Origin of the sequence: uncultured Desulfosarcina sp. (genome assembly GCF_963664155.2) — a bacterium.
Taxonomy (GTDB): domain Bacteria; phylum Desulfobacterota; class Desulfobacteria; order Desulfobacterales; family Desulfosarcinaceae; genus Desulfosarcina.
Window position 1 is genome coordinate 2,680,245 of sequence record NZ_CAXXXH010000001.1, and the last position, 24,414, is coordinate 2,704,658.

The 24,414-nt window shown below is 55.7% G+C and carries 22 protein-coding genes; 10 read left to right on the plus strand and 12 right to left on the minus strand.

The features are described 5' to 3' along the window. The first annotated feature begins 173 nt into the window (after nucleotides 1-173). Nucleotides 174-1,238, plus strand: coding sequence for a magnesium/cobalt transporter CorA (gene corA, locus ACHZBS_RS12280; RefSeq protein WP_319406803.1), 1,065 nt, complete (start codon nucleotides 174-176; stop codon nucleotides 1,236-1,238). A gap of 180 nt (nucleotides 1,239-1,418) precedes the next feature. Here corA and ACHZBS_RS12285 read toward each other — a convergent pair whose 3' ends face one another. The 5 genes from ACHZBS_RS12285 to ACHZBS_RS12305 form a co-directional block, all read right to left on the minus strand. Continuing rightward, on the minus strand, nucleotides 1,419-1,619 hold the full coding sequence (locus ACHZBS_RS12285) for a cold-shock protein (protein WP_319406804.1): 201 nt from the start codon (nucleotides 1,617-1,619) through the stop codon (nucleotides 1,419-1,421). A 202-nt stretch (nucleotides 1,620-1,821) separates the two neighbouring features. Next, nucleotides 1,822-3,249, minus strand: coding sequence for a dihydrolipoyl dehydrogenase (gene lpdA / locus ACHZBS_RS12290; RefSeq protein WP_319406805.1), 1,428 nt, complete (start codon nucleotides 3,247-3,249; stop codon nucleotides 1,822-1,824). A 23-nt stretch (nucleotides 3,250-3,272) separates the two neighbouring features. Continuing rightward, complete coding sequence (locus tag ACHZBS_RS12295; RefSeq protein ID WP_319406806.1) at nucleotides 3,273-4,583, minus strand: 2-oxo acid dehydrogenase subunit E2; 1,311 nt, start codon at nucleotides 4,581-4,583, stop codon at nucleotides 3,273-3,275. Between the two features lie 14 nt (nucleotides 4,584-4,597). Further along, nucleotides 4,598-7,276 (minus strand): pyruvate dehydrogenase (acetyl-transferring), homodimeric type, encoded by a 2,679-nt coding sequence (gene aceE / locus ACHZBS_RS12300; protein WP_319406807.1) that lies wholly within the window; start codon nucleotides 7,274-7,276, stop codon nucleotides 4,598-4,600. Nucleotides 7,277-7,522: 246 nt separating this feature from the next. Further along, complete coding sequence (locus tag ACHZBS_RS12305) at nucleotides 7,523-7,822, minus strand: AF1514 family protein (protein ID WP_319406808.1); 300 nt, start codon at nucleotides 7,820-7,822, stop codon at nucleotides 7,523-7,525. A 160-nt stretch (nucleotides 7,823-7,982) separates the two neighbouring features. On the opposite strand from ACHZBS_RS12305, the gene ACHZBS_RS12310 reads away from it, so the two are divergent. Together ACHZBS_RS12310 and ACHZBS_RS12315 are read left to right on the plus strand one after the other, a co-directional pair. Next, nucleotides 7,983-8,810: an NYN domain-containing protein gene (locus tag ACHZBS_RS12310; RefSeq protein ID WP_319406809.1), complete on the plus strand. Its 828-nt coding sequence runs from the start codon at nucleotides 7,983-7,985 to the stop codon at nucleotides 8,808-8,810. Between the two features lie 970 nt (nucleotides 8,811-9,780). Continuing rightward, entirely contained in the window at nucleotides 9,781-10,971 is a 1,191-nt protein-coding gene (locus ACHZBS_RS12315) for a VWA domain-containing protein (protein ID WP_319406810.1), read from the plus strand. An 85-nt stretch (nucleotides 10,972-11,056) separates the two neighbouring features. On the opposite strand, the gene ACHZBS_RS12320 is transcribed toward ACHZBS_RS12315, so the two are convergent. Then, the gene (locus tag ACHZBS_RS12320; protein ID WP_319406811.1) at nucleotides 11,057-11,512 is read right to left on the minus strand and encodes a MaoC/PaaZ C-terminal domain-containing protein; all 456 of its coding nucleotides are present in this window, start codon (nucleotides 11,510-11,512) and stop codon (nucleotides 11,057-11,059) included. Nucleotides 11,513-11,565: 53 nt separating this feature from the next. After that, the gene (locus tag ACHZBS_RS12325; protein WP_319409082.1) at nucleotides 11,566-12,153 is read right to left on the minus strand and encodes a peptide-methionine (S)-S-oxide reductase; all 588 of its coding nucleotides are present in this window, start codon (nucleotides 12,151-12,153) and stop codon (nucleotides 11,566-11,568) included. Nucleotides 12,154-12,661: 508 nt separating this feature from the next. On the opposite strand from ACHZBS_RS12325, the gene ACHZBS_RS12330 reads away from it, so the two are divergent. The 3 genes from ACHZBS_RS12330 (at nucleotide 12,662) to ACHZBS_RS12340 (ending at nucleotide 14,180) form a co-directional block, all read left to right on the plus strand. Next, nucleotides 12,662-13,036, plus strand: coding sequence for an STAS/SEC14 domain-containing protein (locus tag ACHZBS_RS12330; protein WP_319406812.1), 375 nt, complete (start codon nucleotides 12,662-12,664; stop codon nucleotides 13,034-13,036). A gap of 137 nt (nucleotides 13,037-13,173) precedes the next feature. Further along, the gene (locus tag ACHZBS_RS12335; protein WP_319406813.1) at nucleotides 13,174-13,626 is read left to right on the plus strand and encodes a hypothetical protein; all 453 of its coding nucleotides are present in this window, start codon (nucleotides 13,174-13,176) and stop codon (nucleotides 13,624-13,626) included. Nucleotides 13,627-13,682: 56 nt separating this feature from the next. After that, nucleotides 13,683-14,180 (plus strand): PaaI family thioesterase, encoded by a 498-nt coding sequence (locus tag ACHZBS_RS12340; protein WP_319406814.1) that lies wholly within the window; start codon nucleotides 13,683-13,685, stop codon nucleotides 14,178-14,180. 37 nt (nucleotides 14,181-14,217) lie between these two features. Here ACHZBS_RS12340 and cfa read toward each other — a convergent pair whose 3' ends face one another. From cfa to ACHZBS_RS12360, 4 genes are all read right to left on the minus strand, one after another. Then, the gene (gene cfa / locus ACHZBS_RS12345) at nucleotides 14,218-15,339 is read right to left on the minus strand and encodes a cyclopropane fatty acyl phospholipid synthase (protein ID WP_319406815.1); all 1,122 of its coding nucleotides are present in this window, start codon (nucleotides 15,337-15,339) and stop codon (nucleotides 14,218-14,220) included. A 498-nt stretch (nucleotides 15,340-15,837) separates the two neighbouring features. Beyond that, nucleotides 15,838-16,716 carry an SAM-dependent methyltransferase gene (locus ACHZBS_RS12350; RefSeq protein ID WP_319406816.1) on the minus strand — a complete coding sequence of 293 codons (879 nt, stop codon included), beginning with the start codon at nucleotides 16,714-16,716 and terminating at the stop codon, nucleotides 15,838-15,840. Nucleotides 16,717-17,031: 315 nt separating this feature from the next. Further along, on the minus strand, nucleotides 17,032-17,319 hold the full coding sequence (locus tag ACHZBS_RS12355) for a helix-turn-helix domain-containing protein (RefSeq protein ID WP_319406817.1): 288 nt from the start codon (nucleotides 17,317-17,319) through the stop codon (nucleotides 17,032-17,034). A gap of 3 nt (nucleotides 17,320-17,322) precedes the next feature. Then, complete coding sequence (locus ACHZBS_RS12360) at nucleotides 17,323-18,246, minus strand: ketopantoate reductase family protein (RefSeq protein ID WP_319406818.1); 924 nt, start codon at nucleotides 18,244-18,246, stop codon at nucleotides 17,323-17,325. Between the two features lie 300 nt (nucleotides 18,247-18,546). Here ACHZBS_RS12360 and ACHZBS_RS12365 point away from each other — a divergent pair, with 300 nt between their 5' ends. Then, nucleotides 18,547-18,765 (plus strand): hypothetical protein, encoded by a 219-nt coding sequence (locus ACHZBS_RS12365; protein WP_319406819.1) that lies wholly within the window; start codon nucleotides 18,547-18,549, stop codon nucleotides 18,763-18,765. 36 nt (nucleotides 18,766-18,801) lie between these two features. Here ACHZBS_RS12365 and ACHZBS_RS12370 read toward each other — a convergent pair whose 3' ends face one another. Continuing rightward, nucleotides 18,802-20,208, minus strand: coding sequence for an amidase (locus ACHZBS_RS12370; RefSeq protein WP_319406820.1), 1,407 nt, complete (start codon nucleotides 20,206-20,208; stop codon nucleotides 18,802-18,804). Nucleotides 20,209-20,733: 525 nt separating this feature from the next. On the opposite strand from ACHZBS_RS12370, the gene ACHZBS_RS12375 reads away from it, so the two are divergent. From ACHZBS_RS12375 to ACHZBS_RS12385, 3 genes are all read left to right on the plus strand, one after another. Next, entirely contained in the window at nucleotides 20,734-21,291 is a 558-nt protein-coding gene (locus ACHZBS_RS12375) for an XRE family transcriptional regulator (RefSeq protein WP_319406821.1), read from the plus strand. Nucleotides 21,292-21,358: 67 nt separating this feature from the next. Next, nucleotides 21,359-22,297, plus strand: a complete 939-nt coding sequence (locus ACHZBS_RS12380; protein WP_319406822.1) for a 3-keto-5-aminohexanoate cleavage protein — start codon at nucleotides 21,359-21,361, stop codon at nucleotides 22,295-22,297. Between the two features lie 98 nt (nucleotides 22,298-22,395). Then, on the plus strand, nucleotides 22,396-24,357 hold the full coding sequence (locus ACHZBS_RS12385) for an acetoacetate--CoA ligase (RefSeq protein ID WP_319406823.1): 1,962 nt from the start codon (nucleotides 22,396-22,398) through the stop codon (nucleotides 24,355-24,357). Nucleotides 24,358-24,414 lie beyond the last annotated feature (57 nt).

Here is a 24,414-nt window from a genome sequence, read left to right on the forward strand (position 1 = left end):
AAAAGTTATCGACCGATTTGCCGTCCCGGGTGTCAGCCTTTTTTACCGAATGACAAGAAAGGCTGCGCCAAGGTGACGTCAGAACGACTACTAAATTTACAAACCGTATGATTTGCGCTACACTTCTTTTTATCCACCCGTGTCATTTTCCCTATCCGTTCATAGGACCACCAATGTCCCGATTCACCAGAAAGTCATCAAAGAAAGCCGGCAGTTCCCCCGGAACCTTGGTCCACGTGGGAGAAAGAAAAACGGATGATGTCCACCTGGCCTTGTTGCACTATGATGCAGAAACGGTCATAGAGAAGCCGTTGGAGCTTGTTGAAGAGGCCTTGCCGCTATTAACATCCAGCGCCACCACCTGGCTCAATATCGATGGTATTCACGACATCTCATTGATGGAACACATCGGTAAAATTTACGGCGTTCATCCCCTGACCCTGGAAGACGTGCTCAACACCACCCAGCGGCCAAAAACGGAGGCTTTCGACGGTTACCTTTTTATCGTGTTGAAAATGCTTCATTACGATGCGGAAAAAGAAGGAATTTCTTCGGAGCAGGTCAGCCTGATACTGGGGAAAACGTTCCTCATTACCTTTCAGGAAGTTGCCGGTGATGTTTTCACGCCGGTGCGAGAGCGGATCCGCAAAGGCAAGGGACAGATTCGCACCGGTGGCTGCGATTACCTGGCATACGCGCTCATCGACGCCATTGTGGACAACTATTTTGTGATTCTGGAAAAGGTGGGCCAGCGGCTGGAAACTTTAGAAGAGACGATTGATGAAAATCCTGATGCCGGCATGCTGGAAGAGATTCATGCCATCCGCCACGATTTGATTTACTTGAGAAAACAGGTCTGGCCACTGCGGGAAATCATCGCTCATCTGCAAAAGGACGGCGCTCCTTTTGTGGGTGAGGCGATCGGTCCGTTTTTGCGTGATGTGTACGATCACACGATCCAGACTATCGATACCATCGAGTCCTTCCGGGATATCCTGTCCGGCATGCAGGATCTTTACCTGTCCATCATCAGCAACCGTATGAACGAGGTAATGAAGGTGCTTACCATCATTGCCACCATCTTCATTCCCATCACCTTTGTGGCCGGCATCTACGGCATGAACTTTACCCATATGCCCGAGCTGGCCTGGCGCTGGGGTTATCTGTTTGTGTGGATAGTCATCCTGGCCATAATCATCGGCATGCTCGTTTTTTTCAGGCGCAGGAAATGGGTGTGACGCTTGCCGCTGTCTGGTCTTTGCCTGTGTTCATGACCTTTTCAACAGTCGGGAAGAAAGACACCGCCCAGCGGTCTTTGGAGAAGGTTCCGGCGAGCCGGCTTGAATGACGTTTCAGCAGGAAAAAAAAGGGCCTTCCGGTTAAAACGGAAGGCCCTTTAAAAATCGAAAAACGAAGTTTTAGACCACAGTCACGTTAGCTGCAGCCGGCCCCTTGGGACCCTGCTCGATTTCAAAGCTAACCCGGTCTCCTTCGTTGAGAGATCTGAATCCACTGGAATTGATTGCCGAATGATGCACGAAAACATCCGGGCCGTCTTCCTGCTCGATAAAACCAAATCCCTTGCTGTCATTGAACCACTTCACAATACCATTTGCCATGCTAACTTCCTCCTACAGAATAAAAAAAATTTAATCATTGCTTCAAACTTCAGGCGCCACTTTAACAAGACAAATGGATCGATGCCCTAGCAAGAAACCGGACCGCCAACACCGGCAATCCTTTATGACTTGTCTGCCATATCACATTTATAAATAAATGCAAGTCAATTTTGACGGTAGGGCAAAACCTCCAAGGTAGGAATTATTTCCTGGCCCGCTTCGGCCGGTAATAATGGGTGGCCGTTCCGTGAAAGATATCGGCTGCCTCCTTGAACGTTTCGGACAGGGTCGGATGAGGATGAATAGTTAAACCGACATCGGTGGCATTGGCCCCCATCTCCAGGGCAAGCGTTGCTTCAGCGATCAACTCCCCGGCGCCGGGTCCCACGATGCCTGCACCCAGCAGGCGTTCGGTTTCCGGATCGATTATCAGCTTGGTGAGCCCGTCACTGCGGCCCAGGGTGACGGCGCGCCCGGATGCCGCCCAAGGGAACCGGGTGACTGCGACAGCCATCCCTTTTGCTTTGGCAGCGGCCTCGGTGAGGCCGACCCAGGCAATCTCCGGATCGGTGAAGACCACTGCCGGGATGGCTGCGGGATCGGCGATCACATTTTTCCCGGCGATATTTTCCACGGCGATGCGTGCTTCGTAGGCGGCTTTGTGGGCCAACATGGGCTGTCCGGCTGCGTCGCCGATGGCGAAGACCTTGGCAGCCGTGGTTCGGCATCGGTTGTCCTTCTGGACAAACCCGGTTTCATCCAGGGACACTCCGGCTTTATCCAAGCCAAGGCCGGTGGCATTGGGCCGCCGGCCTACGGCTACTAGCACCCGCTGGAACAGTTGGGTTTGAGGCTTTTCATCCTGTCCCTGGAAGGTCACCTTAACGCCGTTTTTCTGGATTTTAACCGCCGCCACCGTGGTGTTCAGCAGGATTGCCTTGAATCGGTCCGTTAGTGTCTTGGTAAGAAAGCGCACCAAATCCCGGTCGGCACCGGCCAACAGGTGGGGCAGCATCTCAACGACGGTGACTTCGGAGCCCAAAGCCGCATAGACACTGCCTATCTCCAGGCCAATATAGCCGCCGCCCACCACCAGCAGCGTTTTAGGAACCGTTTCCAGATCAAGGGCTTTTTTCGAGTTCCAGATGAGATTTGAGTCCACCGGAAACATGGGTATTTCCGTGGCGCGGGATCCTGTGGCCAGGATGGCGTGCGCGAAACCCAGCGTGCTTGTTTTCCCATCAACGCCCATCAGGGACAGTGTCCGGTCGTCGGAAAATACCGCGCTGGCCCGGATGTAATTGATTTTTCGCTGGCTGACCAAACGCCCCAGTCCGCCGGTGAGACCGGTTACCACATCCGATTTCCATAGCCGCATCCGGTCGATGTCGATTCTGGGCTTGCCGAAAGAGACACCCCAGGCCTCGGCATCGGCTGCTTCATGGATCAGCCGGGCGATATGCAGCAGGGCCTTGGAGGGAATGCACCCGCGGTAAAGGCAAACACCGCCGGGGTTCTCTGCCGGATCGATGAGGGTGACGGTAAGGCCCATATCCGCAGCCAGAAAGGCAGCCGCATAGCCGCCAGGGCCGGCACCGATGACAGCCACCTGAGTGTTGTTGTCAGCCATGGATGATACTCGCTTTCTTAACGCTAATCGAGAAAAAGGGTCATGGGTTGTTCCAGCCCATCGCAGATCCAGCGAAGGAACCGTGCCGCGTCGGCTCCGTCGATGATGCGGTGATCGTAGGAGAGCGAAAAGGGCAGAATGGTTCGCGGTTCGAAGCGATCCTGCACATAAACCGGTTTGACGGCGGACCGGCTCACGCCCAGGATGGCCACCTGGGGCCACAATACAATCGGGGTGAACCCCACCCCGCCGATGCCCCCCTGGTTGGAGATGCTGAAGGTGCCGCCCTCTAATTCGTCGGGTTTGATCTTTTTGTTGCGGGCACGTTGTGCCAGGTCCCCAATGGCTTTGGCCAGGTCGACGATGCTCTTTTGGTCGGCATCGCGGATCACCGGCACCAACAGGCCCCGCGGAGTGTCGGCAGCTATTCCGATATGAACATATTGTTTGAGGATGATGCGGCGGTTGGCAACGTCGATACTGGCGTTGAACCGCGGAAACCGTTTCAGGGCTTCGGCGCACACCCGGGTGACGATGGCCGTTACGGTGAGCTTGGCACCGGCCGTTTCCACCGTTGGAGCATTTTTTTCGATGAATTTCATCACACCGGTGATGTCCGCCTCATCAAACTGGGTGACGTGGGGGATGGTCGTCCAGGAGGCTGCCGTGCTCTGGGCCGTCAGCCGTCGGACCGTGTCCATCTCCTCGATGTGGACCTCTCCCCAGCGGCTGAAATCGGGAAGCGCCAAGGTTCCGGTTACAGGGGGACTGCCGGAAATTCCTGGCGCTCCTGGCTGCCGGTGACGCACATGGGTTTTGATGTCTGCTTCGGTAATTCGGCCACCGGGGCCACTTCCGCTGACGTTGACAATATCCACCCCCAGCTCCCGTGCCAGGCGACGGATTGAGGGCGCCGCCGGTGCCGGAGGACGCTCTGGCGTCGTTTCGCGTCCGGGGGGCTGAGACTCGGAGCCCGCGGTTACAGGTGGTGCGGGTGCAGGGGACGCTTCCTCCTCGCCGTTCTCGGACGCGGATGCGGGTTCTTCCGTCGCCGTATCCGGCGCCGGAGGTTTTTTATCCGCTTTGGCCGCTTTACTTTCGGTTTCCACCCGGGCGATGACATCGCCCACGTTCATCTGGGCGCCTGCCTCGGCCAGCACTTCAGTCACCCGGCCGGCAAATGGGGACGGAATTTCCACCAGGGCTTTGTCCGTCTCCAGTTCGATCACCGTATCATCCACCGCCACTGTGTCTCCGATCTTGATGTGGACGGCCACCACGACGCCCGATTCAACATTCTCGCCGATTTCCGGAACTTTGATTGCTTGTATCATGGAGTCTCCTTCTTCTATGCGAACAAGGGATTGGTGCGATCGGGGTCGATCTTCAACGCCATTCGGGCTTTTTTTACCGTAGCAGCGGGTATGGTCTTTTCCCGAGTCAAGGCGGACAGGGCCGCGAAGGCGATGTGCCGGGCGTCTATCTCGAAAAAGTCGCGCAATGCTTCGCGGGTATCGCTGCGGCCGTAACCGTCGGTTCCCAGGATAACCACCGGACCAGGCAGATGGCGGGTAATCGTTTCCGGCAGGGCCTTGAGGTAGTCGCTGGCCGCCACAAACACCCCGGTTTCACCGGTGGTGAGACGCTGCAGAAAAGAGGGGCGGGGGTTTTTTTCCGGATTGAGGCGGTTCCAGCGATCCGTCTCCTGGGCGTCCCAATAAAGATTCTTGTAGCTGGTCACGCTCCACACATCGGCAGCGACGCCATAGTCCGATTCCAAAATGTTCCGGGCTTTGAGGCACTCGTTGAGAATGGCCCCGCTGCCTAGCAGATGCGCCCTGGCTTTGGGCTTTTTGAGAGATGATGAAGTAAATTTATAGATGCCCTTGAGAATTCCTTCCTCTGCGCCGGTTGGCATCTCGGGCATGGGGTAGAATTCGTTGGTGATGGTGAGATAGTAGACCAGGTTTTCCCCTTCCTCCAGCATCCGGCGGAGCCCCTCGCGCACGATGACCGCGATCTCGAAGGCAAACGCCGGATCGTAGGCCAACAGCGATGGGTTGGGCAAAGCCAGGATGTGGCTGTGGCCATCCTGGTGCTGGAGCCCTTCACCGGCCAGGGTGGTACGGCCGGCCGTGGCACCCAGCAAAAAGCCCCGGGCCTGAACATCGCCGGCGGCCCAGATCATGTCGCCGATGCGTTGAAAGCCGAACATGGAGTAGAAGAAAAAGAAGGGCACCATGTTGATGTCGAAGGTGGAGTAGGCCGTGCCGGCGGCGATGAACGAAGCCATGGATCCGGCTTCGGTAATGCCCTCCTCCAATATTTGACCATCGGTGGCTTCTTTGTAATAGAGCAGGCTGCTCTTGTCTACCGGCTCGTAGTTCTGTCCCACGTGGGAGTAGATGCCGATCTTGCGAAACAGGCTTTCCATGCCGAAGGTGCGAGCCTCATCGGGTACGATGGGCACGATATAGCGCCCGATTTTTTTGTCCGCAAGCAGCTTGCCGAGCAGGGTAACCATGACCATGGTGGTGGCCACTTCACGGTCACCCGACCCCTTTAAAAATTCGGCGTACAAATTTTTGGGCGGCGGCCTGAAGATGGGTACCGACACGCTGCGTGCCGGCAGGTAGCCGCCAAGGACTCGTCGCCGTTCTTTCAGGTAATGGATCTCTTCGCTCTCTTCGTCGGGCCGGTAAAAGGGGGCATCCTGGATCTGGTCATCGGGGATGGGGATGCCGAAGCGGCTTCTGAAATGGCGCAGTTCCTCTTCGTTGAGTTTCTTCTGCTGGTGGGTGACATTGCGTCCCTCGCCCGCTTCTCCCAGGCCATAGCCCTTGATGGTCTTGGCCAGGATTACGGTGGGCGCCCCCTTGTGCTCGACCGCCGCCCGGTAGGCCGCATAGACTTTCTGCGGGTCGTGGCCGCCCCGACGCAGCTTCTGCAGCTGCTCGTCGGTGTAGCCTTCCACCATGCGGGTCAGTTCCGGGTAACGGCCGAAGAAATCCCGGCGGATGTATTCGCCGCCGGACACCGAATACATCTGGTACTGGCCGTCGGGCACCTCCTCCATTCGCCTGGCCAGCAGGCCCTGATCATCCTGGGCCAGCAGCGGGTCCCAGTCGTCTCCCCAGATCACCTTGATGGCATTCCAACCGGCCCCGCGAAAGGCGGCCTCCAGCTCCTGGATGATCTTTCCGTTGCCCCGCACCGGTCCGTCCAGGCGCTGGAGGTTGCAGTTGATCACAAAAATAAGGTTGTCCAGGTGCTCCCTAGCCGCCAGGGTGATGGCGCCCAGGGTTTCCGGTTCGTCGGTTTCGCCGTCACCCAGGAATGCCCACACCCGGCGGTCATCAGGCGGCTTGATCCCGCGATCCTCCATGTAGCGGTTGAAGCGGGCCTGGTAGATGGCCATGATCGGTGACAGGCCCATGGACACGGTGGGAAACTGCCAGAACTCGGGCATCAGGTACGGGTGGGGGTAAGCGCTCAAGCCTCCGCCTTCGGCCATCTCCCGGCGGAAATTTTCCATCTGCGCCTCGCTGACGCGGCCCTCTAAAAAGGCGCGGGCGTATATTCCTGGTGCTGCGTGACCCTGGAAGAAGACGATGTCTCCGGGGTGGCCGGCGCTTTTGGCCCGGAAGAAATGGTTGAAGCCCACTTCGTAGAGGGTGGCGCTGGAGGCAAAGGTGGAAATGTGGCCGCCGATGCCCGAATGCTGGCGGTTGGCGCGCACCACCATGGCCATGGCGTTCCAGCGGATAATGCTCTTGATGCGGCGCTCGATCTCCCGGCTTCCCGGAAAGGCAGGCTGGCGGTTCGCTGTTATGGTGTTGAGGTAAGGGGTGTTGGCGGAAAAATGGATGTGGACGCCGCGCTGCTGGGCTCGTACTTGAAGGTGACGAAGCAGCTCTAAAATGCGTGCAGGTCCTTGATTCTCGTATACATAATCAAGGCTTTCGATCCACTCCCGGTTCTCCACGGCGATTTCCCGGGCTGTGGTGTCGGCATCTTCGTGGGGCATGCGCACGTTCCTTTCCTTGGGATACGAATATTGGAAGGCGGCAACTGGACATCTGGCAGAAACCTATCGCGAGTGTGGCAGAGATTTATGTCTGATAGGAAAGGGTTGCCGGATGTCCGTGATGTTTACTATTATCGGGTTGATAATAAACGCCTGTCAATAGCCGTAACGTTAACCGGCGCTTTTAGCTCAGTCTGCATGCACCGCAGGGAAAAATGCGGCCGATGTATCCATGAATCGTGTCAGCTAAAAACGCAGATAAAAAAACTCATACTCGCCGTCGTTGATATCGATCTTCAGGTTGTAGCCTCTGGCTTCGGCAAACACGATCCATGGCGGCCGCCCGCCCCCGCCGCATTCGTAATTCGGCCAGAATTCGCCGGTTTTCCCGCTGTGGTAGGACAGCATCATGGCATTGCGGTCCATGTCGCGGGCCTTTGCTTTGGCTATGTCGCGGGCTGTTGCCAGGTCCAGGTCGGCATTCTCGACATTCATCGCTACCGTGTCCAGGGTATATTCATTAGATGTTGCTCGAAGCTCAGCCATCGGTGTATCCTTTCATTGAAGACTGGTAATTGAATCAAAATAAGAAGGCTTCGCCATTTGTAAATCAAGCGCTTGTCGGCGAAAATCCGCATGGTTTTATTTTTTGGCCATCGGGGTATGGATCTTTCTCGAAAACAATTGAAAATCCTGGAAGGAAAACATGAGCAAGTTATTGGAAGCAACCAACCTGGCGGTGTTCTGCGATTTCGAAAATGTCGCCCTCGGGGTGCGGGATGCACGTTTTGCCCAGTTCGACATCAGCAAGGTGCTTGAGCGGCTGCTGCTCAAGGGCAGCATCGTGGTCAAGAAAGCCTACTGCGACTGGGAGCGTTACAAGGAGTTCAAGGCGGCCATGCACGAGGCGGCCTTCGAACTCATCGAGATCCCCCATGTGCGCCAGTCGGGTAAGAATTCCGCCGACATCCGTATGGTCGTGGATGCCCTGGACCTGTGCTACACCAAATCGCACGTGGATACCTTCGTGATCGTTAGCGGCGATTCGGACTTCTCCCCCTTGGTCAGCAAACTGCGCGAGAACAACAAAAACGTTATCGGCGTGGGCGTCAAGAACTCCAGTTCCGACCTGCTGATCGCCAATTGCGATGAATTCATTTATTACGACGATTTGGTCAGGAAGAAGAAAAAGGCCAAGAAACCGGCCCGCAAGCCGCAGGTTAAAGGACCCAAGACGCCGGCTCCTGAGGCAACTCCCAAAGAGGATGCCGAGACACTGACCCAGGAGGCGCTGGACCTGGTGATGGAGACGTTGGAGGCCCTTGCCGAAGAACGCGGGTCGGAAGATAAAATCTGGGGGTCCATGGTCAAGCAGACCCTCAAGCGCCGCCGCCCGGGATTCAACGAATCCTACTACGGTTTCCGCTCGTTCAAGCGGCTGTTGGACGAGGCCGCCAGCCGCGGCCTGATGGAACTGGAGTCTGACGAAAAATCAGGCGGGTACATTATTCGCAGCTTCCATTCGGAGGAGTGATCCGCGTTCAATCCAACCCACTGGGCTGGCCCATGCGCAACGGCTCGCCCCGGGCAGTGGTCCACAGCAGGCGGTCGCAGCCGGAATCGGGCACGGTAAAGACGTCCATGCCGTGATCGAAAAGTATGGATCATGATCTCCTGCTGTGCCCCATTTCGTTGAGATCGGCATTGCCTCCTTCTCCGGTGCGATTGCTATAACGCGGCCAGGCCACATCGGCTAATCCGGCCGACTGATACCGGTCCCCGTTGAACGGCCACACAAACACCTGGGCACCGCCTTCATCGGTGGGTAAGGTCTGCGTGGTTGTAACGATGATTTCGATGGACCCGTTGCCGTCCAGGTCGGCGGCGGCCAGGCCCCCTACTTCCGGGGAACTGCCGGCACAGGCGGTGTCCCTCGGCCAGCCCGATTTGACAGAAAATTGCCTGTCGCGCCACTCATAGGCGTATACTCACCTTCCCTGCCCGTAGACGATTTCAACCGGGCCATCCCCTTCCAGATCCATCACGACGTGGGGAGCGTAAATGCGACTGCCGTTGCCGTCCAATGCACGTGCCGAAGAAGAACCGCCGGTACCGCTCCTACCACCGCCACGACGCGTCACAGTGAGAAAAAAATGCAATCAAACCCCTAGCTAAAAGGGTCCTGTTCATCCATCCTCCTGCGCGGGTCGGAAAAAATGAAAGGGGGTTACGTCAGATCGTTGCAATGGGTGATCCTTCTTTCATTGAAGATCAATTGTTCAATAATTCGGTTGTTTAGTTCCCGATTAAGAATGGGGATGAGCCGGTGGTAGGCCCAGCTTGCGCATTTTGTGCGTCACTATTTGAACCCGATCAATCCGTTAAAGAAATGCAAAAGCAGCATGCCGACAATTTGCATTTGTTTGAATTGTGTTCCGGGTTGGATGCCGTAAAATCCAACCATCGATCAAACACCTTGTAAACCCACGAAAGGAGTTCTGAACATGAGCAACAATCGACCTGCCACCAAAACTTTTATTGGAATGCTTCTTTTTGTTTTCGGTTGGATCCCTTCTGTTTTCGGCGGCAGCCTTGCCCCTGAAACAATGGCCGCTACCCAATCCGAGCGCCCGGCGGTGGAGGTGATGTTCGTCCTGGACACTACCAGCAGCATGACCGGGCTGATCGCCGCGGCCAAGGAAAAAATATGGTCCATCGCCAACACCCTGGCTTCGGCCGACCCGGCGCCGGACATCCGCATGGGGCTGGTAGGCTACCGGGACCGGGGCGATGCCTACGTTACCGTGTTCACGCCCCTGTCGGACGACCTGGACGCGGTTTACGCCCGACTGATGCAATTCGAAGCCGTAGGCGGCGGCGACACCCCGGAGAGCGTCAACCAGGCCCTTTACGAGGCGGTGACGAAACCGGATTGGAGCAGCAGCCCGGCAGTCTACCGGGTAATCTTTCTTGTGGGCGATGCCCCTCCGAAAATGAACTACCCGGATGATGTCAAGTATATGCAAAGCTGCGCCCGGGCGGCCCAAGCCGACATCGTCATCAATACGGTTCAATGCGGCAACATGCCGGAAACCGTCTCCATCTGGCGGGAAATCGCCCGGTTGGGAAGGGGCGAAACCTTCCAGGTGGCCCAGTCTGGTGGTGCCGTGCTCCTCGATACCCCCTACGATGAAAAAATCGCCAGCCTGTCGCGGGCCCTGGACGACACCCGGATCTATTATGGTGATGCCGATCATCTGCGTGAAATGGAAGCCCGCCGGAAAACAGCCGACGAGATTTACAGCGAAGCCCGGCCTTCCGCAGTGGCCAAACGGACGATTTTCAACAGCAAGGCAGCCGGGGCGAAAAACTTCATCGGTTCCCAAGAGCTGGTGCATGCCGTGGAAGCCGGAGAACTGGATCTTGCCGAGATTCCCCAATCGGACCTGCCGGTCGAACTAAAGGGCATGAGCGAACCGGCATTGGCCGCGCACATCGAGGCCCGCAGCCGTGAAAGGAAACAGCTTCAATCTCAGATCGAAGACCTGGCCAAAAAGCGGCAGCATTTTATCGAGAATAAAGTCAGAGATGGGAAAGACGGGGGCGCAGATTCCCTGGATACGAAAATCTACCGGTGCATCCAGGTCCAGGCCGCCCGGAAGGGCATCGATTATACCGACGGTCCGGCATATTAGGCGGAATCCTTTTCCATCTTCTCTTCCCTCGGACGGTGACGGTCACCATCCGAGGGATTCCGCGAAGCCTTCAGCAAGGGGGCATCTATTCGTGTTTGCGCCTGATCATTCGCTTGATGGCGTATTCCATGACCGGTTCATCGTCTTGATTGCTTACCCGATGAAGGAATGAGACAATGCCCCGATCCGGTTTTTGGGTCTGTCGCTTGTCTACCACGTCAATGTCGACTTTGATGGTTTCGCCGATGAAAACCGGTTTGATCACCTTGAGGTCGACGCCCAGAAAGGCCAGGCCCGTGCCATGCAGGATTCCGGACAGGATCGTCAGGCCTTCTGCCATTGAAAAGGTCAGTGCCCCGGGAACGATGGGCCGCTTGTAGGGCGTCTCATCGGCCACGTACGCCCGGTCCATGAACAGGGGCTCGAAAAAGCCGAAGGAGGTGGTGAAATTGATGTGATCCGCCTCGGTGATCGTACGACGGTCCGTGGCGTATTGCTGTCCGGCCGAGAAATCCTCGAAATAAAGTCCACGACTGTGCATGGAAGGCCCTTTCCTTAATCGGCACGCGTTGAGGGGTTCATTTCCTTGCTGGACTATTGACGATCATATTTCCACTTCCGGGTGACCCTATCCGTCAAGGCTTTTTTGCCTGCGTCCGTCAGCCCCAGGTCGTCGATCTCGCGCGCCAGTTGTTCTTCGCTGCCTTGCCCGCTTGCGTATCCGTTGAGGCGCGCCACGGCGGTGGAATCGACAAAATCGCGGTGAAGCGGATAGATGCGCGACATTTCAGCACTCAGGTAGTAATGTTGTTTGAGAACATACTTCTGGTGGTAGTCTTCGGCCATGGTAAAGGTTCGCAACGGAGCCACTTCGGTTTTGACCCGCTGGCCGATCTTTTTCTCCACGGCCGACTTGGAATCCATTGCCAGCTGCCGCTGACGGTCGTCGTGGTAGAATACCGCATTCATGTACTGCCGGGACCACGACCGCCCGGTGGGCTTATGGCTCTGCCAGAAAATATCCAGCAGCTCGTTGTAGGTGATGCGCTGCGGATCATAATCCACCTGCACGGTTTCCGTGTGATCGCCGATATGGCCATAGTCCGGATTGGCCTGCCGGCCGCCGGCGTAGCCCACACGGGTGCGAATCACGCCTTCGATCATCCCGAACCGGGATTCAATTCCCCAGAATCACCCCAGTCCGAAGGATGCGGTCTCGAATACCGCTGGTGCCGCCGCATCAATCGGCGGTATTGCCAGGGCATCGGTTTTCGTTTTATATGCCAGGTTCATGGCTGCCTCCGTTGATTTCGCTTCATGACTTGCCTGTGAGTCCATTGCCTGGGAGCAGGCCCCCAGTAACAACAGTATACCCAAAAAAAATAAACACCATTTGCCGGTTGTGCAGCATCTTTTTTTCATCGCGCTTTTCCTCTCTTTCTTTCCGCTGCCTTTATTTTTCCAAGGCGGGACTTCAAGTCTACCGATATAGTAAACAATAACTATTCATTATCAGGATTCTGTAAAGATTCGATAAAGATTGCCGGGCAATGCCCCTTTCACGGCAAGCAGCCGCTTATGCGATTTCAGGTGGTCCCCTTGTTTGAAAAGACACATCAGTCAGGATTTGCGCTTTTTTATTCTATGAGTTATTGTCTGTTAAAAAATACAAAGCAAAATGGGTGTCTCGATGCCTGTCACCATTGATAGAAACGATCCTGACGAGTTGACCACGTTTTCCTTGTCCGGAAAGGTGAAGTTGCCGGAGTTGGTTGGTGCCCTGGAGCGATATGGCCGCAGTGGCCCGACGCGCTATGAATTGTATGATCTGGGCGAGCTGACCGGAGAACGATTGTCGAGTGCAGATATTCGTTCGCTTATCGATTTTTTCCGAAAATATCCGAATATACGTCCACCGGAAAGTAAAACAGCCATCCTTGTGGCAAGCGATATCGATTTTGGCATCGGCAGAATGATTTCCATACTTTCAGATGGCCAGGTGCCTTTTAAAATAGAGGTTTTTCGTTCCCTGGATCAAGCCTTGAACTGGCTGCGGCTGGAATGATTTCTGTCTGCATTGAACCACGGCAACCACGGCAACCGATGTCGCTTGAGGCGGGCTGGCGAGCAAACCTAAAATCGATTTTTTATCCTTACGGTGATGATTCCCGGGGCCTCACGCGGGGAGGATTCACTTGGGTGTTGGAGATACCGATTAAGAAACAGATCGATACGCAGATGCACAGCGCCGAGCATATTCTCAACCAGGCCATGGGCCGCCTGTTTGATTGTGACCGGTGCTTCAGTGCGCATATCGAGCGTAAAAAATCCAAATGCGACTACCGCTTCAACCGATCGCTAACCGACAAAGAATTGAAAGCCCTGGAAAACGAAGTCAATGGCGTGATCGAGGCCGGCTTGCCGGTTTCTGAAGAATATGTTTCTATCGATAACGCCCGGGAGCGGTTCAACCTGTCCCGGCTGCCAGACGATGCCGGGGATCGTGTGCGCATCGTGAGTATTGGCGATTATGACCACTGCCCGTGCATCGGGCGCCATGTATCATCGACCCATGAAATCGGGACGTTCCGAGTCACATCGTCTGGATTTGACGACGGCGTCCTGCGTATCCGCTTCAAACTGCAGCGGCCTTGAACAGGTGGCTCGATGCAAGCGGTAAATTTTTTCAATGCGCCTGATATACAGCCCCCATGAAAACCGACAAAGATACCGGCCCCCACAGCTTCAGCATGCCCGCGTGGATCAGCTGTGCGCCATTCGAGCAGTTGCTGAGTATGGAGATTGTCAAGGCCGAGAGGGGTGAGGCGGTTTTAGAAATGCCGTTTTACAGGGAATTGGCTCAGGGGGCGGGTCTGATGCATGGCGGCGCACTGGTGAGCCTGGCCGATACCGCCGTGGTGATGGCCATAAAAAGCGTGCTGAGGCCGGGAACCCACTTTGCCACCATCGCCATGGAGATCCGCTTTCTCTATCCCGTGAAAAAAGGCATCCTGTTGGCCAAAGCAATCCTGGTCGAACGCAAGGGCGCCATCATCAAAGGGAGCTGCGATATCCATGATGAAGCGGGTCGCACGGTAATGACGTTTACGTCTGTTTTTAAAATCGCCAGTGATGCGACGATCAAAGATATCCGTTTTGAAAACACGTCAACGCGTCGGCGCGATGAAGATTCCCAGGATTTACGCTGACCGACAATCGACCGACCCCAAACAACCCTTTCGCAGGTTACCTCACGCTTTCATAGTTGGGACGAACCCCGTTTCTTGAAAACACGATCTGCCACAGCTGGTTTCTGCGGGCGCGGAAGGAACCTGCGCAGGCCAGCAGATAATAAGTCCACATGCGGAAAAACCGCTCGTCATAGTTATGGCGGATGTTTTCCCAGTTCGTGACGAAATTATGGTACCAGGCCATCAGGGTGGGATCGTAGTCCGGTCCGAAGCTGTGCCAGTCTTCCAGGACCAGCAGTTTTTCTGCCGCCGCAGAAACCTGGCGGCTGGACGGCAGCATGGAGTTGGGGAAGATATAGCGGGTAATCCAGGGATCGGAGGAGCGCACCGAGCGGTTGCCGGCGATGGTGTGCAGCAGAAAGAGCCCCTCAGGGGCCAGGCAGCGGCGAATCATCCGCATGAAGGTGCGGTACCGGCCGGCGCCCACATGTTCGAACATTCCCACGGAGACGATGCGATCAAAGGTTTCCCGCATGTCCCGGTAATCCTTCAGTTCGATGGTCACCGGAAGATCATCGGTGCGCTGCCGGGCCAGCTTCACCTGTTCCCGGGAGACGGTAACGCCGGTCACTTCGACGCCGTAATGCTGGGCCGCAAACGCCGCCAGCCCGCCCCAGCCGCAGCCGACATCCAGCAGGCGCAGGCCGGGTCGCAGATGCAGCTTGCGGCAGATGAGGTCCATTTTGGATTCCTGGGCCGCATCCAGGTTGTCGGCATTCTTCCAGTAGGCACAAGAGTAGTTCATCCATTTGTCCAGCATCAGGCGAAACAGTTCGTTGCCGATATCGTAATGGCGGCGGCCGATGGTAAAGGCGCGGAATCGGCCCGGCGAGCAGGTGAGCGCCGCCTTGCAGCCGCACCACAAGGCCTTGATGGATTTCCTGGCCCGCTGGTCCAGCCGCAACTGTAAGATGCGGTCGAAAAACTGGTCCAGGGCCTCGCAGTCCCACCAGCCGTCCATGTAGCTTTCGCCCAAGGCCATGGAGCCGCCAGCTGCCAATCGTTTGTAAAACAGGTCGTTATGTACCTGGATATCCCAGGAACGGCGACCGTCGGTTCCCACGTCTGCCGCAGTGAAAAATTCCCTTACCAATCGTTCCGGTGCCGATGCAGTCATGATGAGGCCTCCCTTTTCCGGCGATTTCATGCCGGCAGCGGTTGCAGTTGTTTTAACGTCCCGGAAAGCGACAGGAAAACACAATGTAAAGCGCAGTAGAGAAAACAGGAGGTTGCAAAGGAATCAGGTCAGAACTCATGAGCGACGGACCAGGGGCGTCCTCTTTGGCTTTCCGAGTCTTCGCTCAATAATAGTGGTTCCAAGCCGATCGGGCAAGGCAAAAATGGAAGGCTTTCCTATCCTATCATAGACAGCAGATTTGGAACGTTAGTGAGGAACGTGGAAAGGGCATGATTTATTGCATTCAGTCACAACCATCCAAAAGAAACGCATAATTTTATTTCCGTTCGCGTCCCCGCCCCCTGCGTCCATAGGATGTTATCTTGAATCACGGTTACCTCTGAAGGGGGGACGATCTACGGCAAGCTCGACAATCGCTCAGCTTAGGTTTTAATAACAGCCCCCAAATATCATAAAAGGCATGAATCCAGTTCCCGATCAATTCTTTATTTGTGCATGGGCAAGCGAAAGCACGGGGGTGGATTCCCGGTCCTGATTCACGCCTGTGAAATATGCGGCATTAAAATATTCGGATGATACACTGACAACATTGGAAAAGCCCCTGTCTGTGAGGAACTTTTCAATATTATCCCGGCTGATGCCAAAAAGAAGCGGCTCATCCGACTTTTGCGATATTTTAAACCATTCTTTGGCTTCTTTGCGCTCAAGGGTCCCTGCAAGCACCTCGGGATAGGTATAATCAAAAATAAGACCGCTGCCGTTCCCAACGTTGTTTGCTATAAAATCAAGGGTTTGTTCCACAGTAACCGCATCCGCATACATGGTTACCCCTTCCCATATGAACAGGGTTTTCAACTGCCGGTCATATCCATTGGCAAGCAGGCCGGTCTGAAAATCTTTCTCGACAAAATCAACGGGGATATAGCGCACATGGGCAGGCAATGCCTTAAATCGTTCAAAGACTTTTGCTTTTTTCACCTCCTGGGTCGCCGGGCGATCCACCTCGAAGACCTTGATTTGATCTGTCAGCGCATTGAACCGATAGGCCCTGGAATCATAGCCGGCACCCAGAATGACCAGTTGCTCCAGTCCGTTGTTTAGGCAGTCCTGCAAGTGGTCATCGATATATCGCGTCCGGGCAATAAAAAATTCATGAAATCCCGGGACAAGGGCTTTAAAAAAAAGGAGCGCTTGATCCTCAGGGATGTCGTGTGGGCCGATAACCGTGAACCCCGGGGGCAGAAAATCCCGGGCATACGGGTCATAGCAGACTCGTTGATGTTCATCTTTGGATGATTCCATAGTACGGTGGGCGGCAATAATTCCTGCGGAACGGCTGGGTTCCTGGTTTTTCATCTCGCTTCCTCCTGGTTACGGCACTTACACAGAAATTGGGCCAAAAAGACTATTTCGGGATTGCTTCTTGCAACTGCACAGGAGCAGGCCAGGCAAGTCTTATCGTAGATGAAAAAAGATTTATTCCATATGAATAAATAGAAGCGATCTCAAAAATGTCTTCCAGCCCAATATCTGTGTTGGATCCGCATTTCAAATCCTCGACATATTCCATATATGCCTGCGGTTAGAAACGCGAATCCGCCTTGATCTTAAACCGGAATCCTATTTTTTCTAGCTTCTAGAGCACACCAATTCTTATTTTTGGAATGCGTTCTACTGAGGTTTATTTATGAATGCGGCCGGGCTCATTCCAAAGTGATTTGAAAATGCTTTTGAAAAGGAGGGGATGCTGTTGTAGCCGACTTCATAGGCTGCCAGGGTCACATTCAACCGGTCTGATTCAAGCAATTTAAGTGGAAGCGCCCAAAGAAATTCTTCAGAACTTTTTGTGAGTATATTGTTTTTCAGCACCATATCCGCCATAAAAGGGTCACCCATTAAAGAACGGGTCTGTTTTTGCTTCTTGCGGAACCCAGAAGTCTTGAATCTGGATTGTCCCATCCATCATTTTCCAAAACCGCCTTCGATCACCCTGATGATCCGCTGCACCGTGGCGTTGACCGGTGTAGCGGTGTCATACTGCTTTCCCAGTTCCACCACCCGGCCGGAAAAAATCTCCACTTCGGTTTTTCTTCCGGCTTCCACATCCTGAAACATGGAGGTTTTCCCTTTCGGTGAAAGGGTCATCATCACCCGCTCCCAATCTTCGATATCTCCGGTGCGCAGGTCGACACCGGCCTTGGGCGCCAGCGTCACCACCTCTTCCATCAGCGAGCGCATCAACTCCCTGGCGTCGGGGCTGGACTGAAAAACGCCGTAGGGAGCCCGCAGCACGGCCGAGGCCTGGTTGATGCCTACATTGATCATGAATTTCCACCACATGGCCCGCATGATGTCCGCTGGAACCTCGCTGGGAATGCCCGCGCGATCCAACGCTTCCTGAATGCGCTCCAACCGGGGGCCGCTGCCGTCATCTTTCACCAGACCAAAAATTATTTTGCCGGGATTGGCATAGGTGAAGCTATCGTTCTCGCGCACGGCATCGATGCCCACGGCGATGGCGTAGACCAGCTTGTCCATGCCGCAGGCAGCACCGATGGTCTCCTCGCTCTCCAGGCCATTCATTACCGACAGGATGGCCGTATGCTCACCCACCAACGCTGCGATATCGTTGACGGCACCGGCTAGATGGTGGTGTTTCAAGGCGACAAGAATCAGGTCCGCCGGCTCAGAGACTTTGTCCGGGTGAACCACGGGGACGTTATACAGCCGGGCATTTACGGAGAGGGTTTTGTTTTTCAACCGCTCGTACCGTTCACCCCGGGCTGCGAAGGAGACGGAAAACCCGGCGGCATCGGTGAACAGGGCTGCATAGGCCGCGCCCATGGCACCGGCCCCTACAATGGATACTTTTTGAATGGCTTTCATGGCTGATACTCCTTTTGCCGCTTCCGTGGAGGCGGCGATGGCGATACCATCCCCGCAATTCGAAAAGGGCTACCTTTTTACAATCCGGATATCTATCGGAAGATAACCGATTTTACAACCTGTCGGAAATGTTTCCAGCCAAACCGTTCCACTTTTCTTTTAATAAATGTGATTTCAAATAGTTATTGTTGGCATCCCTTTTGATAGAGTCTGTTCAGCAACAATCGTTGATGCAGTCTTTCACCGGAAGTGACGAACGCTGCCGGAAAGCCATTGAAAAATGATTGGAAAGGAGGCCCCATGATTCAGTCACCGTGTCGCCATTGTCCGAACCGGACCAAGGATAAAAGCCTTTGCGCGGGTTCCTGTGTGTTGCTGCGCCGTGTGCAGGCGTTACAAGCCGGAGGCCTGGAGCGTTCGCTGTATACTGCCGTGGATTCCGCAGATGAGGGTCGCTACCAGTTGATGACCGCTCATGAGAACCACCGGAGGGGCATCGACGGCCTCAGCCTTTTTTGATGGGTCGTGCCGGGAATGACCGTTGCCGACCCGCGGTTATACCTGTCCGGGCCAGCTGTCATTCCATGGCCGGATCTTCTCATAAGCCCGGGCTGCCTGCAAGACCCGGTCGTCACGGTGCCGGGGCGCGATGATCTGGACCCCAACCGGTAATCCGCTTGGGGTCAACCCCGCCGGCACCGAGGCGGCCGGATGCCCGGAAAGGTTGAAGGGATAAGTGAAGGCTACAGCCCCCAAAAGGGGGATGGGGTGACCGTCAATCTCAGCCGGCGGCGGCCCGCCGGCGGCAAACGCCTCGGTGGGCATGGTGGGGGTGAGAAGGATATCGAATTCTTCGAAAAGCGCCGCCAGTTTCCGGTTCAGCCGTGCCCGCAATTGCTGGATGGGGGTAATCTCGGCAACCGTAAGCCCCCGGGTCCGATCCACCACATCAGCCAGGGTTCTTCCGATCTCGCTCCGTTTTGTTTCCATCACATCGCATAGCTGCGCATAAATATCCGTACAGATCAACGGTGTCCAGACGTCGCCCGTATCCGGCAGGCTGCCGGCCCACCGTTCCACCCGATGGCCCATCTCCTCGAAGGCATGCACGGCCCGCTCAACGCAGGCCATCACCTCCGGTTGAACCCTGGCGTATCCCAGGTCCGGGCTGAAGACGATTTTCAGCCGCTTCGGAAGCTCGTCGATGCACGCCTGATAGGACGTTGGCGGTTTGGGCAGGGAATGGGGATCCGCCGGGTGATAACCTGCCACACAGTCCATATACAGGGCGGCGTCGATAACCGTCCGCGTCAGGGGGCCCATTACGATCATGGCGCTGTAGCTCAAAAAGGGCGACGGTCCCACCGGAATCCGGCCGAAGGAGGGTTTTAGCCCGAAGCAACCCGAATAAGATGCAGGGATGCGAATGGACCCGCCGGCATCGGATCCCGTGCACAGCGGGACCATGCCGCCGGCAACGGCCGCTGCCGATCCGCCGCTGGAGCCACCCGGGGTTCGCTCCGGATTCCATGGATTGCGGGTGGTGCCGTGGAGCCTGTTTTTGGTGAAACCGGTAAACCCGAATTCCGGGGTGTTGGTCTTGCCCACCACAATGGCACCCGCTGCCTTGAGGCGCGCCACTTGAATCGAATCGGCCTGCACCAGATTGTCTTTAAACGGGAGGGAACCGTAACTGGTTACCATGCCTGCGGTATCCTCCAGGTCCTTCACACCCAGAGGGACTCCGGCCAGGGGGCCAACGGGTTTCCCTGCCGCAACTTTCTCGGTCAGTGCCCGTGCTTCGGCCATGGCCGCTTCCGGTCGCAGGGACACAAAAGCATTCAGGCCCGGATTGACGCGATCAATCCGGTCGAGGGTGTCGCGCATGACTTCCAGCGGCGAAATTTCCTTCTTGGCGATGCGGGCTGCCAGCCGCCAGGCTGGCTCGTGGCTGATCGACATGTGAACGCTCCTTCCCGGAGTGAAAGATGAAGGCACGGGTGGGAATTGTGGTTCAGTGAAATACATGATCGGGTTCCGGCAGTCAAACCTGTTGATTCTCATGTCACCCTCCCGGATGAGGCATCCGGATAAGCCCTTAATTGCCCGACGGTTTTCCAGAATTTCGTTCAGCAAATATATCGCATGAGGAAAATAGAATGCCGGCAAAAAACTACTTGACATATGCTCACCTTAACAATAAGTTTCCTATTTGGAAACCGTTTTTCTTCTTAATATTAGCTAACAATACAATAAGTTAAAAATATTTTAGTATTGGGTTGATTTCTTGGGAAACTTAGAGAGCCCGTGCAAGGCGTCCTATGTTTTTTTAAATGAGGCCATGCTCTTTGCTCAATTTGCAGGGCTACTGCCTCCGGTTGCCGTTCATTCGACCGAAATTATCTGGTCGGCATCGTCGTTAAAAAAGCTGACACGTCTTAACGGCGACGGATAGCCATTCTCTGGCCACAAAAAAAAGAGGGGTGAATGATTCCGGAATCCCAGATCGGAAAGAATATCAAATCCCTTCGTCTTTCCAGAAAACTCACCCTGGCGGGACTGGCAGGGAAGGCCGGCCTCACCAAAGGCTATCTGTCCAAAGTCGAGAATTCCGAAAAATCCCCCCCCGTGTCCACCCTGATCGTCATCGCCAAGGCGCTGAGCGTGACGCTTTCCCAGATTTTCGGAGAAGAAAATACGACGGTACGCTGTTCGGTAGTCAAAATGGCGGAACGCCAATTCATGGCCAAAACCAGCGTCGGCTTCGGTTACTCTTACGAGACCCTGGCGCATAAATATCCCAATAAAAAGATGGAGCCTTCCCTTTTGACAATCCCGGCTGACTCAAAGAAAAGCCTTGTTTTTCAGCATGATGGTGAGGAGATGGTCTTGGTGGTTGAAGGTACTATGCGATTTTTCCATGGCGAGGACGAGTACCTTCTGGAAACCGGGGATTGTGTCTATTTTGACTCCAGTGTTCCCCATTTCGCCCTTCCAGCCGATCATCGGGATGTGAAATGTGTGGACGTCATTTACGTTCCTTAACCCCCTGTTGGGAAAAAGCCAGGTCAGCCGAGACGAGGAACCCAAATACGAAAAAGGAAAGAGACGAATGGGCAACGAAACTTCACCGAAAGCCATCATCACCGCGGCCGTCACCGGTGCCATCCACACCCCGACCATGTCGCCGCATCTGCCGATTACCCCCCGAGAGCTGATCGATGACATCATGAGTGTCTACGAAGCCGGCGGGGCTGTGGCGCACTTGCATGTGCGCGATCCCGAAACCGGCCAACCCAAGGCGGATCAGACGATGTTCCGGGAAGTTGCCACCGAGGTCAAACGCCGCTGCGACATCGTTATTTGTGCCACGACCGGCGGAAGCCTCGGAGATACGGTGGAAAACCGTGCCAAGGTGGTCTCCAGCCTGAAGCCGGAGCTGGCCAGCCTGAACGCCGGATCCATGAATTTCGCCCTGTTTCACGTGGTCCCCAAATACGCGGGCCAGTGGAAATACGACTGGGAGGAACGGTACCTGTCGGGCACCGATGACTTCATTTTTCCCAATACTTTTTACACGATCCGCAAGTTCACCGAGCTGATGGGACAGTACGGTACCAAACCGGAGTTTGAAATTTACGACGTGGGCATGATCAACAACCTGGCTTATCTGATTGATGCCGGACATATCAAAACGCCGGTTTACCTTCAGTTCGTGCTGGGCATCCTCGGCGGCATCCCGGCCACCGTTGAAAATCTGGTCTTTCTGGTGCAAACCGCCCGGCAGCAGATCGGCGAGTTCCAGTGGTCGGTCTGCGCGGCAGGTCGCACCCAGTTTGCCATGACCACGCATGCGCTGCTCATGGGCGGGCACGCACGGGTGGGCCTGGAGGACAACCTGTACCTGGGAAAAGGCGTTCTGGCCAAAACCAGCGGAGAGCAGGTAGCCAAGCTGAAGCACATCGCCGGCGAACTGGGTGTCGAAACCGCCACCCCGGCCGAGGCCCGTCAGATTCTGGGCCTCAAGGGTTTGGACCATGTGGACTATTAGGCGACAACGCGGGTGAGAAAAACGAATTTTTCCCCGGGAGCGACGGGTGCCGGACAAGTCCCGGAAATCAAAAAAATCTATATTTACAGGGAGGTGTCATGAATAATCCGAAGACGCTTTGGCGGCCCGATGAAACGTTCATTGAACAGTCGAACATGATGCGTTTCATGAAAACTGCCAATCAACGCCACCATCTGTCCCTTTCCAACTATTCCCAGCTTTGGCAATGGTCCGTCGATCACATCGCCGACTTCTGGGGCCTGTTCTGGGAATTCGCCGATATTGTTGCCAGCAAGCCCTATAAAAACGTGGTAAGCGATCCGTTGAAGATGCCCGGGGCTAAATGGTTTACCGGCGCCGAGCTGAACTTTGCCGAAAATTTGTTGCGCTACCGGGACGAGCGAACGGCCCTGATCTTCCAGGGCGAGGGCCAGTCCCGACAGTCCTGCTCATACAGCCAACTTTACGACGAGGTCAGCCGCATGGCTCAGGCTTTGAAGGCTGCCGGTGTGACCACGGGCGACCGGGTGGCCGGCTTCATGCCCAACATGCCCCAAGCCATCATCGCTATGCTGGCCGCCGTGAGCCTGGGAGCCATCTGGTCCTCATCTTCCCCGGATTTCGGCATCAAAGGCGTCCTGGACCGCTTCGGTCAGATCGGACCCAAAGTGCTCTTCACTGCCGATGGCTACTATTACAACGGCAAAACGTTTAACAGCCTGGAACGTGTGGGCGGTATCCTGCGGCAACTGCCCATGGTGGAAAAAGTGGTGGTGGTCGGATACACCACGGCCGAACCGGCTCTGGGAAAGGTGCCCAACGCCGTGTCCTGGGAATCCTTTGTGGCGCCTTACGCGCCGGCGGAGATCGATTTTGTCCAAGTCCCGGCCGAGCACCCCCTTTACGTCATGTACAGCTCCGGCACCACCGGCAAGCCCAAGTGCATGGTCCAGAGCCATGCCGGCATTCTTACGAACCAGCTCAAGGAACATCTGCTGCACTGCGACCTGCGGCGCGACGACGTGCTGTTTTATTTTACCACCTGCGGTTGGATGATGTGGAACTGGATGGTCTGCGGGCTGGGCGTCGGGGCCACCCTGGTCCTATACGACGGCTCACCTTTTTACCCCGGCCCCGAGGTGTTGTGGAAATTGGCCGAACAGGTGGGCATGACCATCTTCGGGACCAGTGCCCGGTATATCAGCGCCCTGGATGAGGCGGGTTACCGGCCCGGCAGCGACTGCAACCTGGAAAAGCTGCGCATGGTCTGTTCCACCGGTTCCCCCCTGTCCGTATCGGGTTTCGAATACGCCTACCGTAAGATCAAGGCCGACATGCAGCTGGCTTCCATCAGCGGCGGCACCGACCTCAACGGCTGCTTCGCCCTGGGAACCCCGTTCCTGCCGGTCCACGCCGGAGAACTGCAGGGGCCCGGTCTGGGTTTGAACGTGCAGGCCTTCAACGATGCCGGGGAGCCGGTCCTCGACGAAACCGGCGAACTGGTGTGTACCGCGGCCTTTCCCAGCATGCCGGTCTATTTCTGGAACGATCCGGACGGTGAGCGATACCGCAAGGCCTATTTCACGAAATACCCGGGGGTGTGGACCCACGGCGACTTCATCAGCATCAACAGCCGGACCCGGGGGATCACCATTTATGGCCGAAGCGACGCCACACTCAACCCCGGAGGTGTGCGCATCGGCACCGCCGACATTTACACCGCCCTGGAAACCCTGGAGGAGGTAGCCGATAGTGTGGTGGTGGGTCAAAAGTGGAATGACGATGTGCGGGTAGTGCTTTTTGTCACGCTTGCCAAGGGACTCGACTTGGACGAGGCGCTGGTCAAAAAAATCAAGACGACCATCCGGGACGCCTGCAGCCCGCGCCATGTACCGGCCAAGGTCATCCAGGTGCAGGAGATTCCCTACACCATTAACATGAAGAAGGTCGAACTGGCCGTACGCAACGTTATCCACGGCGATCCGGTGACCAACCGCGACGCGTTGGCCAACCCGAATTGCCTGGAGCAGTACGAAGGTCTGGCTGAATTGGATCAATAGCCATCAATGTGTCCGGTAGGGTATTTGTTATCGACCCGAGCAAACGCCGGGTTCCCT